Source organism: Algibacter miyuki, from assembly GCF_030409805.1.
Lineage (GTDB): Bacteria > Bacteroidota > Bacteroidia > Flavobacteriales > Flavobacteriaceae > Algibacter > Algibacter miyuki.
Genome location: NZ_JAUFQP010000010.1, coordinates 917533 through 932201 on the forward strand (window position 1 = coordinate 917533; position 14669 = coordinate 932201).

At 35.4% G+C, this 14669-nt stretch carries 12 protein-coding genes; 8 read left to right on the plus strand and 4 right to left on the minus strand.

Going from position 1 to position 14669, the window contains the following annotated elements; translation table 11 throughout:
- Positions 1 to 60: 60 nt before the first annotated feature.
- Positions 61 to 1047, minus strand: a complete 987-nt coding sequence (locus QWY92_RS11970) for a Kelch repeat-containing protein (protein ID WP_290271533.1) — start codon at positions 1045 to 1047, stop codon at positions 61 to 63.
- Positions 1048 to 1287: 240 nt separating this feature from the next.
- Here QWY92_RS11970 and QWY92_RS11975 point away from each other — a divergent pair, with 240 nt between their 5' ends.
- Both QWY92_RS11975 and QWY92_RS11980 read left to right on the plus strand, forming a co-directional pair.
- Positions 1288 to 2592, plus strand: a complete 1305-nt coding sequence (locus tag QWY92_RS11975) for a DUF4270 family protein (protein WP_290271534.1) — start codon at positions 1288 to 1290, stop codon at positions 2590 to 2592.
- Positions 2582 to 3832, plus strand: coding sequence for a BamG family beta-barrel-assembly machinery protein (locus tag QWY92_RS11980; RefSeq protein ID WP_290271535.1), 1251 nt, complete (start codon positions 2582 to 2584; stop codon positions 3830 to 3832). Before QWY92_RS11975 ends, QWY92_RS11980 begins: the two co-directional genes overlap by 11 nt.
- A gap of 128 nt (positions 3833 to 3960) precedes the next feature.
- Here QWY92_RS11980 and QWY92_RS11985 read toward each other — a convergent pair whose 3' ends face one another.
- A complete protein-coding gene (locus tag QWY92_RS11985; protein ID WP_290271536.1) occupies positions 3961 to 6474 on the minus strand; it encodes a DUF5686 and carboxypeptidase-like regulatory domain-containing protein in 2514 nt (837 codons plus the stop codon).
- A gap of 135 nt (positions 6475 to 6609) precedes the next feature.
- Entirely contained in the window at positions 6610 to 7587 is a 978-nt protein-coding gene (locus QWY92_RS11990; RefSeq protein ID WP_290271538.1) for a pyruvate dehydrogenase complex E1 component subunit beta, read from the minus strand.
- Positions 7588 to 7895: 308 nt separating this feature from the next.
- Between QWY92_RS11990 and QWY92_RS11995 the strand changes: the two genes are divergently transcribed.
- The 5 genes from QWY92_RS11995 (at position 7896) to QWY92_RS12015 (ending at position 13015) form a co-directional block, all read left to right on the plus strand.
- Positions 7896 to 8642, plus strand: a complete 747-nt coding sequence (locus tag QWY92_RS11995; protein ID WP_290271540.1) for an electron transfer flavoprotein subunit beta/FixA family protein — start codon at positions 7896 to 7898, stop codon at positions 8640 to 8642.
- Positions 8643 to 8742: 100 nt separating this feature from the next.
- The gene (locus QWY92_RS12000) at positions 8743 to 9702 is read left to right on the plus strand and encodes an electron transfer flavoprotein subunit alpha/FixB family protein (protein ID WP_290271541.1); all 960 of its coding nucleotides are present in this window, start codon (positions 8743 to 8745) and stop codon (positions 9700 to 9702) included.
- 111 nt (positions 9703 to 9813) lie between these two features.
- Positions 9814 to 10437: a bifunctional nuclease family protein gene (locus QWY92_RS12005; RefSeq protein ID WP_290271543.1), complete on the plus strand. Its 624-nt coding sequence runs from the start codon at positions 9814 to 9816 to the stop codon at positions 10435 to 10437.
- 16 nt (positions 10438 to 10453) lie between these two features.
- Positions 10454 to 11983 (plus strand): NupC/NupG family nucleoside CNT transporter, encoded by a 1530-nt coding sequence (locus QWY92_RS12010; protein WP_290271545.1) that lies wholly within the window; start codon positions 10454 to 10456, stop codon positions 11981 to 11983.
- A gap of 207 nt (positions 11984 to 12190) precedes the next feature.
- Positions 12191 to 13015 carry a thymidylate synthase gene (locus QWY92_RS12015; RefSeq protein ID WP_290271546.1) on the plus strand — a complete coding sequence of 275 codons (825 nt, stop codon included), beginning with the start codon at positions 12191 to 12193 and terminating at the stop codon, positions 13013 to 13015.
- Positions 13016 to 13091: 76 nt separating this feature from the next.
- Here QWY92_RS12015 and QWY92_RS12020 read toward each other — a convergent pair whose 3' ends face one another.
- Positions 13092 to 13388 (minus strand): isoamylase early set domain-containing protein, encoded by a 297-nt coding sequence (locus QWY92_RS12020; protein ID WP_290271548.1) that lies wholly within the window; start codon positions 13386 to 13388, stop codon positions 13092 to 13094.
- 295 nt (positions 13389 to 13683) lie between these two features.
- Here QWY92_RS12020 and QWY92_RS12025 point away from each other — a divergent pair, with 295 nt between their 5' ends.
- The gene (locus tag QWY92_RS12025) at positions 13684 to 14610 is read left to right on the plus strand and encodes a dihydrofolate reductase (protein ID WP_290271551.1); all 927 of its coding nucleotides are present in this window, start codon (positions 13684 to 13686) and stop codon (positions 14608 to 14610) included.
- Positions 14611 to 14669: the final 59 nt, after the last annotated feature.

A 14669-nucleotide genomic window follows, 5' to 3' on the forward strand; every position in this document is an offset into this window, starting at 1 on the left:
TACAAAATATTGAGCATACCCACTTTGAACCTTGGCACTATTTACAAATGAGAGTTGCTATTAATCTTCATCATCATAACTATCCTGAGGAAACACTTCGAAAGTATCATCTAAATATAAAGTCCCTGTTTTTCCTAAAGCAACAAAAGCTCTAGTTCCGGTAGAAAAAGCAACCGCATCTTGTCGAGCAGTAGCTTCTAGGTTTGTAATTTCTTCCCAGTCATCATTAATAGGATCGTATTCCCAAATAGACGTCATGGCACCACCATAGTAACCGGTTGCTATATAACCCAAACCATTCATTTCAAAACCAACGGCATTAGACCTTACCACACTGTAATCATCTTCCTCGTCTAAATCGGTTAAGCTCGTCCAAACTTCAGTTGTAGGATCGAAAACCCAAAAATCGTTTTTGTAAACTCCGTTACTAATTCCCGTACCTAAATAGACTTTATTATCAATAGTAAACGTGGTAGCATCTCTTCTTTTATCGCCGCCAAAACCTACAAGTTCGCTCCATGTATCGGTTGCTGGTGTGTATTTCCAAAAATCTTTTAAATCGTTATCACCATCGTATCCTGTACCAACATATCCTGTTGAATTTACTGCAAAACTTACAGCAGCACGTCTAACTCCTCCACCAAAATTGGATATTTGCGACCAAGAATTACTAGCTACATCATATTTATAGAAGTCTTCCAATTCTTCAAGACCATCGTAACCAATACCAATATAGCCATCACCGTCAATATTCATTCCTGAAGCCGAACTTCTTTCACTTCCTGGAAAATTGGCTTTTTGCGACCAATAATTACCCTCTATATTATATTGCCAAAAATCATTTAAATAATCATCGCCATCATAACCAGTTCCCATATAGCCTAAATCATCTATTACAAAACTTGCGGCATTACTTCTTGGTACACCATCAAAAATAGAACGTTCTATCCAGTTTCCGCGTTCATCATCGTCATCATCACTACTGCAACTTACAAATAGACCAACAAAAACACTTAGCCCTAAAAGGAATTTAATATTATTTTTCATAATTCGTTATCTCTTCTTTTTATTAAACTTTCAGCAAAGCTATTTCTTACTAACGCGATATAAAAACATAATTGATATTCTAGCGATTAGTCTATACCAACACCGCAATTTTCCATACCAACCGCTTTAGCACGTGTTCGTCGGAAAAATAGCAGCTTTGGCATACTAAAACCCGCCATTTGTATAACATCTTTTATTTAAAAGCAGGGTTTAATTAGGTTCGCAAAAATTCTGATTTCTATGACTATTAAAACAGCGCTTCCGGCTTTACTATTTTTCCTCACGCTAGGAATAGTAATATCTTGTGCCGAGGAAGACCTTACTCCTGTTGGAGAAGATTGGATTACCGTGGACACAAAAATCTACTTTATAGATTCCATGACCGTGCAATCGTCTACTTTTAAGTTCGATTCCATAGCCGTTTCTAATACGAGCAGATTGCTGGTTGGTGCTTATTCCGACCCTGTTTTCGGACAAGTAAAAGCCAAAAGCTTTATGCAATTTGCGTATCCTTTCCCAAGTATTAACGACGAGGCTGTTTACGATTCCATTGCCCTAATTTTAAAGTACGACAACTACTTTTATAATGATACGACGCAAACGCAAACCATTTCGGTTTATAATTTGCTAGATGATGTAAAAACCGACGATGGCTTTTTTTACAACACCACCGATTTTGAAGCCGACACAACACCCATTGGTACCACAACATTTAAACCTTATCCATCAAAAGAAGACTCATTACACGTTACTATTAACAATGTCTTCGGAACAGATTTATACGAAAAATTAAGAGATAACGAAATTACTAATAGTGATGAATTCCTGAATGCTTACAAAGGCCTTATGATAGACCCTGACACAAACAACACCAGTGTTTTAGGTTTTGCGACCAGTAGTTATTTGCGCTTGTATTATTCTTTAGAAGATGAAGTTGAAAATGAGGAAAGTGAAACTATTGATTTTACGTTAAACACCACCAACAGTTTCCATAACATTACTACCGATTATTCCGGCACAAACTTTAACACTCTTGATAGCCAGGAAACACAGCTTCTAAGCGCTGATGCTGATGAAGCTTCCTACGCACAATCAGGAGCAGGAATGGCCACTCGCATTGATATTCCGTTTATGGAAACCATTAACGATATTCCTGGTAACGGCAGTATATTGGATGCCAATATAAAAATTTCGATAAAGCAAAATACCTCAACCGAAAACTTATATACCAACGACGCCATAAATGTTTATTTAATTGATAGGAAAGGTGATTCTTATGGTGTACTTACCGATGCATCAGGCGAAACCGTATATGGACTTTTAGAATCTATAGACGAAGAATTTAAAACCCTGACTTACACTATTCCGGTGACAAATTTTTTAAATCTAAAATTAGATCAAACCTATGGAGACAATTTATATCTGGGCATTTATGGTCAAGATTTCAACCAATCGGTAGATCGTTATATTTTTAATGGAGACCAAGCCGATAGCAGTAATTTAAAGCTGAAACTAGAATTAACTTATGCAATTTATGAAGATTAAATCCCTAATATTTTATACCGTTTTACTGTTTATTTCTAGTAAATCTATAGCGCAATCCAATTCTTTATCGAGCTCGCCGTATTCCTTATATGGGCTAGGTGTATCAAACGACATTGGCACAGGAATAACAAATTCCTTAGGAAAATCAGGCATTGCTATGCCATCGACAACCTTTATAAACAATTCCAATCCGGCTTCCTTTGGAGCCATGTATAAAAACTCTTTTTTATACGATTTTGGTTTTAAGGCAGAAACCAATACCATGGCGGAAGGTAGTGGTTCAAACTCGAATATAATCGCTAACTTTTCTAATATTGGTATTGCTTTTCCTATTAATGCGAGATCGGCTTTTTCGGCAACATTGGTTCCGTTAACCAGTGTGGGTTATACCATTTCGGGTATCGAAAGTTACATTGAAGGAAGTACCGATATTTTTAGCACTAGCATTGATGGCGAAGGCGGTATTAACGACTTAAAACTAAACTACGGTTATGGTTTAACCAAAAACTTCAGACTGGGTTTAACAGCCTCTGCGCTTTTCGGTAAAATTACAGAAACAGAAACCAATTACGTGCTCACAAACAGCATTAGCACTATTTTAATTGATGACGATAGCGCTTACTCCGGATTTAGATTAGGAGCTGGATTTCAATACGACATTACAGAAAAAATAGCGATTGGGGGCGTTGTAAACTTACCAACCAGCCTTAGTGGCGATAAAATAAGTACCACAACCATTACAAGCGAAGCAACTATTGAAACCATAGAAAGTGATTCTAGTATTGATGATTTCAAACTACCTTTAGAACTAGGCTTTGGGTTGCAAACAAAATTAAACGACGCTTTTGTATTCAGTTTCGATTTCAAAAAAAGTTATTGGAATGATACTAATCAATCCGACCAAATAGGAACTTTTGTAGATCAGGATTTCTTTGGGGCTGGATTGCAATTTAAAAGTACTAAAAATCAATTGAAATTCTTTAACCGCTTACAATATCGAGCTGGTTTTAATTATGACAACGGAAACATTGAAATTGATGATACGCGAATTAGTAACTCAGCCTTAAACATTGGCTTGGGAATTCCGCTGAAAAGCGACCGTAGTTCTATGATTAACTTTAGTTATTCTTACGGTTCTAAAGGCACTATCTCTAACGGACTGATAAAAGAAAACTATCATTTATTTTCTATAAATTTAAGTTTGGAAGGGCTGTGGTTTCAGAAACGAAAAATAAACTAAACCTTATTTGATATCCATTTTACTTAAACGAAATGGTTAGTAAATATGTATCAGTATAAAAACAAAAAAGAAGGTGCTTCCGCGGAAACACCTTCTTTTTTTATATCCATATTTATCGGTATAAAACTTTAGAAATTAAACCCGAAACTCCCGGTAATTCCAAATTTTCTAGCGTTCGGATAATTTACTTCATTTAAATAATTTCCTCTAAAATTAAAGTCTAATCTAAATACTTTAAAAATATTACCAACACCAACACTATACTCGTAATAAGGTTTCGTTGAGGGTGCTACTAACGGAATACTATTCGGTAAACCCGTTGTATTTAAGGCTATATTCTCATCTGATATTTCTCCCCAAACCCCACGGAAACTTACTATTTCCCTCCAATTCAATTTTCTTAAAAACGGAATCCTAGAAAATAAACGTCCGTTAAAATTATGCTCGAAATGCACCGAAGTATACGTATCGGAAACAAACTCGTAAAAATCAAGTTGAGAAAACGTATTATAAATAGAAAAATAAGATTGATTTCCCGGAATAACACTTAATAAACCTAACGGCACTTCGCCAAAGGTTTTACCAGCTTCAACTGTTGTGGTTAATCGACCAATACCACCGACTTGCCATGGCTGAATGTACGAAAACTGGAGTTTTGTATAGTTAAAATCCCCATCAAATATCGCTTTATCGCCTCGAGTAATTTGAGCAAATAGTGTTGCAAAATTATCGTTAGCAACCGAACGTTCTACACCAAACCCTGTCATTTTTCGTTTTGGAAAATAAGAGACAGACAATGCCGATTCAAACTGTTGAATTTCCGACTGTATTCCTGTTGGTGTATTATAATCTAAACTAAAGGTTGGTGATGCCGATTCTAAAGTTCGGTAGTTTCCGTCTAACCTTACAATAACGTTACGCCAAGGTTCTGCTTCTACAGCTAAACTAGATAAATTAATAGAAGTTAACTTATCATTCGTACTCGTTCCGACTACGGAAGACGATGCTAAACTTCGCCCTAAAACATCAGTACTTGTGGTTAAGCTTGCTCCGATTTGCTCAACATCTCGTCTATTTCCACCAGAAATAATTAATCGACTCTTTTTATCAACTAACCATTTTCCAGAAATGCCATATTTCACTTTATCATCTTTAAAACCGTAAGCTGCATAACCTTCTAATCTCCAAATATCATTTTTACCAAAATAGGTTCTTCCTCCGGCACGTAAGCGTAAACCTTCAACTTCATTAAAACCAAATGATGAGAAAATTGGACCATAATCTAACGGTAATGAGTTGAACTCAATATAACCAGAAGTTAAAATACTTCCTAAATTATAAAGTCGTTTAAACTTTTTCACGGTTTTTAAGGTGTCTAGCATTTTATAAACGCCTTGTTCATCTTTATTTAAGGATTCCAATCGATTTTCTGCCCAAAAGGCATCATCCCGATCATAAACATCCTTATCATAATTATAAACCTCAACGTCGTAGAATTTCTTATCCTTTTCAACATCGAAAACATAATTATTATACAATGTAGTACGCTTACCATACACACCACGTGCTTTTTCTTTTTTACTAAAAGAGAAATCACTCATCATATAATCGCGTTTTACTAAAAACACCGAGTCGTTAAGCACATCAAATTCTTGCTCAATATAAATATCTTTTACCCAGTTTATATTAGCACTTTTTGAAGCTTGCATGTTAATTTCTTTGATAGCATACGTACTATCGGCTACCCAAAAATCACCTTTAAAGGTTAATTCATTTTTTCGACGCGGGTAATAAATAATGTTGTAACACCATTTATTATCAATAAAAGCACTGTCTGATAAAACATAATTATAAGTATTAATTCCTGTTTTAGAAATGGGACTCACAAAACTTTTATCGAAAAATTTAAGGTAATTATCATACACACTAAAATCGGTATACAAATCGTCCACAAAATCAATAATAATTTGATTATCGCTAAAACCAGAGTTTTTATTTCCTTTTAAATCTTCTTTTACCTTCTGAAATTCATTATCACCATACACCGTAGAAACGGCCTCATTAATAAACATGGGTAAATAAGTTTTACCGGTTACATTGGACGTATCTACCTCATCGAACACGAACTCCATACCACGAAACAGCTTGCTTTTTATAAGCGAACTATCAATGGTATTTAAATCGAATTCTACCTTTTCGTATTTATCGTATTTGTATTGTTTGAATTGTTTTAAACCATTACTTCTTTTATTCTCCCATATTTTGCGAAGAATATCAATAGCCGGATTATCTTTTTTAGATTGCTTACCAGTAACAATAAGCACTTGGCCTAAAGTAGATGCTTCCTCTTTTAAAACGAAGTTTAATTCGTAATTCACCTTTTTTCCCAAAGGAATCGTTAAGGTTTCATAACCTAAGAAAGAGACCACTAAAGTACTCCACGTTTCGCCAGACTCTAGATAAAATTTTCCGTTTTCATCTGTAATGGTACCTTGTGTAGAACCTTTAAACAAAACGTTTGCGAAGGATACAGGCTGCTTGTCCTCATCCAACACATAACCACTAACTTTGGTTTGGGCCACAGCCGAAACTATGCCTAAAAAGAAAAGGGCTATTATGATTTTTAATTTAAATTGGGGCATGAATTTATTTTTTATAGACTAAGGTTGTCGCTTTTTATAGGCATTCATTTCTAAGCAACAACTTTATTTTATAATACGAAAAAACTTCATCAACAATAATGTTAATGAAGTCTTTATAACGTAAAATATATTATTTTATTTGTACAATACCTTTTTTACAGCCTTGACAACCTCATCTTTATTAGGTAACCACTCTTCTAATAAAACTGGAGAATATGGCGCAGGTGTATCTGCAGTATTAATTTTTATTATAGGTGCATCTAAATAATCGAAAGCTTCACTTTGCACTAAATAAGTAATTTCAGTAGCAACATTTCCAAACGGCCATGCTTCTTCTAAAATAACTAAGCGGTTGGTTTTCTTAACCGACTCTACAATCGCTTTTCTATCTAAAGGACGTACGGTACGTAAATCTATAATTTCACAAGAAATACCTTCTTTCTCTAATTCGTCTGCTGCTTTGTAAGCTTCTTTAATGATTTTTCCGAAAGACACGATAGTTACATCAGTACCTTCTCGTTTAATATCAGCAACACCAATAGGCACAATATATTCACCTTCTGGCACTTCACCTTTATCACCATACATTTGCTCACTTTCCATAAAAATAACGGGATCGTCATCACGAATGGCTGCTTTTAAAAGTCCTTTTGCATCATATGGATTAGATGGTACAATTACTTTTAAACCTGGCGTGTTAGCAAACCAGTTTTCAAAAGCTTGTGAGTGTGTAGCTCCTAATTGTCCTGCCGATCCTGTTGGACCACGAAAAACTATTGGGCATTTAAATTGCCCACCAGACATTTGTCTAATTTTTGCTGCGTTATTTATAATTTGGTCAATTCCAACCAAAGAGAAGTTAAAAGTCATATACTCTACAATAGGGCGGTTACCCGTCATTGTAGAACCAATAGCGATACCTGCAAAACCAAGCTCTGCAATAGGTGTATCTATAACACGTTTTGCACCAAACTCGTCTAACATGCCTTTCGATGCTTTATAAGCACCATTATATTCTGCTACTTCTTCGCCCATTAAGTAAATGCTCTCATCACGACGCATTTCTTCACTCATGGCTTCACAAATGGCTTCTCTAAATTGAATTGTCTTCATTCTATCTATTTTAAATCAAGTTGCTAAATTAAAAATTTTCTACGAGAAAAATATTGTTTTTTATACTTTGATTATCCTAAATTTAAAACTAGCACAAAACCAGCCTTAAATTTCAATAAACTACAAGCTTTTCGCTGTTAAATTAACTATTCTGAATGAGCTTGTAGCTGCTTTTCTTCAAAAAAACCTAAAATCGAGCCGTTTTTTCACAAATTCATTATAATTTACTATGCGTGCATAGTAATATTTGAAATAAAATAATTAACTTCGTAATCTCAAAAAACATTACTTACTAAATAGAACTTATTATGAAAATATTAGTGTGTATAAGTCACGTTCCAGACACCACCTCGAAAATTAATTTCACAGAAGACAATAGCAAATTTGACCCAAATGGCGTTCAGTTTGTAATAAATCCTTATGATGAATTTGGCCTAACCCGTGCCATGTGGTTTAAGGAAAAACAAGGTGCAACAGTAGATGTTATTAATGTTGGTGGCCCAGAAACAGAACCTACATTACGTAAAGCGCTAGCTATTGGCGCAGATGCTGCTATACGTGTAAATACGGTAGCTACCGATGCTTTTTCGGTAGCCAAACAACTTGCCCATATTATTAATGATGGTGGTTACGATTTAGTAATTGCCGGTCGTGAATCTATAGATTACAACGGTGGCATGGTACCAGGTATGATCGCTGGTTTAACCAACGCTAATTTTGTAAACAGCTGTATTGGTCTAGAAATTGAAGGCACAACAGCCACAGCGATAAGAGAAATTGATGGTGGTAAAGAAACCGTATCTACAACATTACCTTTAGTTGTTGGCGGACAAAAAGGTTTAGTAGAAGAAAGTGATTTACGTATCCCAAACATGCGTGGTATTATGATGGCTCGTAAAAAACCATTAACCATTGCAGAACCTATCGATGCTTCGGCAGAAACCACATCAGTTTCATTTGAAAAACCAGCTCCAAAAGGTGCGGTTACACTAGTGTCTCCAGACAATTTAGACGAATTAGTGAATTTACTTCACAACGAAGCTAAAGTGATTTAAATAAAATGACTCTGGATGTATTTTCAGAATCTTTTCAAGTTTACAAAAAACATTAATGAAGTTTCCACGGTCGTGGGAATGAAAAAATAAAAAATATATTATGTCAGTTTTAGTATATACAGAATCAGAACAAGGGCACTTTAAAAAAACAGCTTTAGAGGTGGCTTCTTACGCCAAAGCCGTTGCCAATCAATTAGGAACAACCGTAACCGCCGTTGCTATTAACGCACCAGACAGCACTACTTTAGGTAACTATGGTGTCGACAAAGTGTTAAACGTAAATAATGCACAATTAGATAAATTTAACGCCAACGCTTATGCTAGTATCATTAAACAAGCAGCAGAAAACGAAAGCGCCAAAGTCATTATAGTAAGTTCTAGTGCCGATAGCAAATATTTAGCTCCCCTTTTAGCCGTTGGTTTAAATGCTGGATACGCTTCAAATGTTATTGCAGCGCCATCAAACACAAGCCCATTTACAGTAAAACGTCCTGCGTTTACAAACAAAGCATTCGAGAACATTCAAATTAATACCGAAATTAAAATTGTTGGCGTGTCTAATAATTCTTTCGGTTTAGTTGAAGCTAGTGGTAACGCTTCCGCGGAAGATTTCTCGCCAAGCATTCCTGAATTTGCTGTAAAAGTAGAATCTGTAGATAAGGCCACAGATAAAGTAACTATCGCCGATGCTGAAATAGTAGTCTCTGGTGGTCGTGGATTAAAAGGACCAGAAAACTGGGGCATGATTGAAGAATTAGCCGATGTTCTAGGTGCAGCCACAGCTTGTTCTAAACCAGTGTCCGATTTAGGATGGAGACCACATGGCGAACACGTTGGGCAAACTGGAAAACCTGTAGCATCTAACTTATATATTGCTATTGGTATCTCTGGAGCCATTCAGCATTTAGCAGGAATTAATGCATCAAAAGTAAAAGTAGTAATCAATACCGACCCCGAAGCTCCGTTTTTTAAAGCCGCAGATTACGGTGTCGTTGGCGATGCTTTTACGGTAGTTCCCGAACTCATCGAAAAATTAAAAGCTTTTAAAGCCCAACAATAACATATATTTTTTTTAAATTGTAATATTGTTCAGAACTGATTAAATTAGAATTTCTCCATCTTGCAGTTGGTAAAGTCCTAATTTAAACAGTTCTTTGCGTTTTTATTAATTATGAGTTTAGTAAGATTAAACATAAAGGGAATTTCCTATAGTCAGACCCAGAATGGTGCCTATGCATTAATTTTGAATGAGGTCGATGGCGACCGCAAACTCCCTATCGTTATTGGTGCTTTTGAAGCCCAATCTATAGCCATTGCGTTGGAAAAGGAAATTAGTCCACCCCGACCATTAACTCACGATTTATTTAAAAACTTCGCAGACCGCTTCGATATTATCGTTAAACAAGTCATTATTCATAAACTTGTTGATGGCGTTTTTTACTCTAGTTTAATATGCGAACGCGATAAAATTGAAGAAATTATTGATGCCAGAACTAGTGATGCTATTGCTTTAGCACTCCGGTTTCAAGCTCCTATTTTCACCTTTAAAAACATTCTTGATAAAGCGGGTATTTACTTAAAAGTGAATCCTAAAAAAGAAGACGAAAACGACGATACTGAAGATAGCATTTTGATGGATGATTTGGTAGCGAACGAATTGGAAACTCAAGAACCTCGTGAAAGTTTTAAAGCTAAAACAACCGAAGAACTTCATAAATTACTAGAAGAAGCCGTTGCCGACGAAGATTACGAAAAGGCTGCACACATTCGTGACGAGATTTCGAAAAGAGATTAACACCTAAGTCCATTATATGAAAAAGTTGTTTTTGATTACTGTTACTTTTTTTTTGTTTTTAACAACAATCGCAAAAGCACAGGATGCCAACGAAACAATAGCTACCGATAGCACTCTAACAACCACACAAGTTGTACATGCTGCGGCAGATTCTATTCCAGTAAACGCAACCAGCGTAACACTTCAAAACACACCAGAAACCACAGTTTCAAAACCCGCGACAGCAAGCATTGTACCAAGTCAAGGATTCTCCATAATCAGTTTATGGCGTGGCGTTTTAGGTATGCTTACCTTAATTTTTGTGGCCTTCCTTTTTAGTAGCAACCGCAGAGCCATCGATTGGAAAATTGTTGTCATCGGTTTAGCATTTCAACTTCTTATTGCTATAGGTGTTTTAAAGGTTGATTTTATAAAAACCATTTTTGAATTTATAGGTGGCTTATTTGTTAGCGTATTAGATTTTACACGTGCAGGAAGTAAATTCTTATTCGAAGGTTTAGTGGTAGATATGGATACCTTCGGTTTCATTTTCGCTTTTCAAGTACTCCCAACCATTATATTCTTTTCCGCATTAACCTCTGTTTTATTTTACTTAGGGATCATCCAACGTGTGGTAAAAGTAATGGCTTGGCTACTTTCAAAATCTTTAAAAATATCGGGAGCTGAAAGTTTAAGTGTTGCCGGAAACATCTTTTTAGGACAAACAGAAGCGCCGCTTTTGATTAAGGCCTATTTAGAAAAAATGAATAAATCGGAAATGCTACTGGTTATGATTGGAGGTATGGCAACCGTTGCAGGTGCCGTATTAGCAGCATACATTGGCTTTCTAGGCGGAGACGATCCAGAATTAAGATTGTTTTACGCTAAGCATTTATTAGCCGCATCGGTTATGGCTGCACCTGGTGCTATTGTTATTTCAAAAATATTATTTCCACAAACCGAAGAGGTTAATACAGACGTCAACGTTTCACAGGAAAAAATTGGTGCTAACTTTTTAGATGCCATCGCTAACGGTACTACCGAAGGTTTAAAGCTTGCTGTAAATGTCGGTGCTATGCTCTTGGTATTTGTTGCCTTTATTGCCATGTTTAATGGGATTTTAGGTTGGGTTGGCGATATTACATCGGTAAACAACTGGATAGCCACTAATACATCGTACGAGAGCTTATCGCTTGAGCTTATTTTAGGTTATGCCTTTGCCCCACTTATGTGGTTAATAGGCGTCGCTAAAGAAGATATGGCCCTTATGGGACAACTTTTGGGTATTAAATTAGCCGCGAGTGAATTTATTGGGTACATACAATTAAGAGAATTAAAAAATATTGCCAACGCTACACACCTTACCTACGAGAAGTCTATTATTATGGCAACATATATGCTTTGTGGTTTTGCTAATTTTGCTTCTATCGGAATACAAATTGGAGGTATTGGTTCATTGGCACCAGGACAGCGCAAAACACTATCTAAATTTGGGATGAAAGCCCTTGTTGGTGGTACTATTGCTTCTTTAATTTCGGCTACCATTGCTGGGATGATTATTGGATAAACAATTCCTGCGTAAGCAGAAACACATATTTAAAAAAGCTCATATCAACGTTTGGTATGAGCTTTTTTAATGCATAAAATAAATCCAATATGGTTTATACTAAATAAACGATTGTTTTTAGTAATTTTGTTACAACTATTTATAGTTATTTTATTCGAATAAACAATCACTAATGAAGAGATTCCTGCTTCTACAGGACTGAAAATTATGAAACAATATCACGACTTAGTAAAACATATATTAGAAACTGGTAACGAAAAAGGAGACCGCACAGGCACCGGCACCAAAAGTGTTTTTGGCTATCAAATGCGATTCGATTTAAGTGAAGGTTTCCCGATGGTAACTACAAAAAAACTACACTTAAAATCTATTGTTTATGAACTGCTTTGGTTTTTAAAAGGCGATACCAATACCAAATATTTAACAGAAAATGGTGTTCGTATTTGGAATGAATGGGCTGATGAAAATGGTGATCTGGGCCCGGTTTACGGTCACCAATGGCGCAACTGGAATAGTGATGAAATCGATCAGATTAAAGAAGTTATCCAAACTCTAAAATCCAATCCAAACAGTCGCAGAATGTTGGTTTCCGCATGGAATCCTTCCGTTTTACCTGATACATCAAAATCCTTTAGCGAAAACGTAGCCAACGGAAAAGCAGCACTTCCGCCCTGCCATGCTTTTTTTCAGTTTTACGTTGCCGATGGGAAGTTATCTTGTCAATTATATCAACGTAGTGCTGACACCTTTTTAGGCGTGCCTTTCAACATTGCTTCTTATGCCCTATTCACCATGATGATGGCTCAAGTTTGTGGTTATGAAGCTGGAGATTTTATACACACCTTTGGCGACGCTCATATTTATAGCAACCATTACGAACAGTTAGAATTACAACTTTCCAGAGAGATTCGTCCGTTACCTAAAATGACATTAAACCCTGAAATCACAGATATTTTCGATTTTGATTTTGACGATTTTACGTTATCAGATTACGACCCGCACCCCCATATTAAAGGCAAAGTTGCTATTTAATATAACCTAAATAAAACACATAAAAAAAGGGCTTTCTATATAGAAAGCCCTTTTTATTAAATATTGTTATATGTAATTAAACAGTAACTACACTGTTCTCTGCAGAAGCAAAATCGCTCCAAACAAAAGAATCAGCCTCTACGTCATTCACGTAAGCGCCATCAATAATATACTTAAATTCGTAAGAATTCTCAGCATCTAAATCAACAGTACCTTTAAACGTTCCGTTTTTTAATTTTTTAAGCGGTGTTGCTTTTTCATTCCATTCGTTAAAACTTCCAACAAGTGAAACTTTCTTAGCGTCTTCAGCTTCGATAGAAAAAGTTACTTTACAAACTGGTTTGCTCTTTAAATATTGTTTTTTAATAGCCATAATAAAAATAGTTGTTTATACTACAAATTTATAAAAGTTTCTTATACGAACCTCATTTACGCCGTTTTACATCAAAAAATTATCATTTTGGTAATAAGCGCTTTAATAAATTAGAAGTAAGTTATTAAATTAGCTGAAAATTTATGTAATTATCATCCCGAAAAACTGCTTTTTACTTGATTTTCAAATAGTTTAACATTAAATATTAAGCATAAATCCGTAAAAAGGATCATCACGATTTAAATTCGGGATATCATTAAAAAGTTTTAACTTTACATCTATTATTAATATCAGTATGTTCGGAAAAAAGAAAGCCACACCGCAAATAGACAAAGACCAATTAGAGCTTATAGAAAACGCTCAAAGACGCATTAGACAAAAAAAAGGACTCTATATTCATTTTGTTATTTTTTTGCTTGGTGCCGTATTTTTAATACTCGCCAACACCGTTTTAGGTATTGGAAAGGACATTACCTTTTTTGGAAAAGAATGGTTTTTATACGCCATTTTATTTTGGTCGTTCTTATTTGTTTACCATGTGTTCAATGTTTTTATAACGCATAAATTCATGGGTAAAGTTTGGGAAAAACAACAATTAGAAAAATTAGTAGCCAAACAACAGGTGCGTATTGACGCTCTAAAAACAAATATGATTAAAGAAGAAAAGCATGTTGCCAAAAGTGATGTGTTTAATACCCAACAAACCCAAAAAGAAATCTTGAATTCTAATAAGCAAGAGCTCACCATAATTGTAGCGGCGGCAGAAAACGACGCCATTGGAAAAGGTAATAAATTGATATGGCATTTAAGTGACGATTTAAAACGCTTTAAAAGCCTAACCAATAACCACCATATTATCATGGGGAGAAAAACCTTCGAAAGTTTCCCTAAACCTTTACCAAACCGTACGCATGTGGTTATTACTAGGCAACCCGATTATGTTGCTCCCGAAGGTGTTGTTATTGTAAATAGTTTAACCGACGCGATTGAAGCATCCAAAAGTGATGCACAGCCTTATATTATTGGTGGTGGCGAAATTTACAAGCAAGCTTTAGCTTTTGCAAACAAAATTGAGTTAACTCGGGTGCATGAAGATTTTGAAGCCGATACTTTTTTTCCAAAATTAGATTTATCCGTTTGGAAAGAAACGGCAAACACTTTTCATACTAAAGATGATAAGCACGACTATGAGTTTTCGTTTTTAACTTATGAACGTAAGTAGTAAAACGTAATCCAATTTATTTCAACAGAAAACATTAGAAACGTACAAAACGCGTTTCT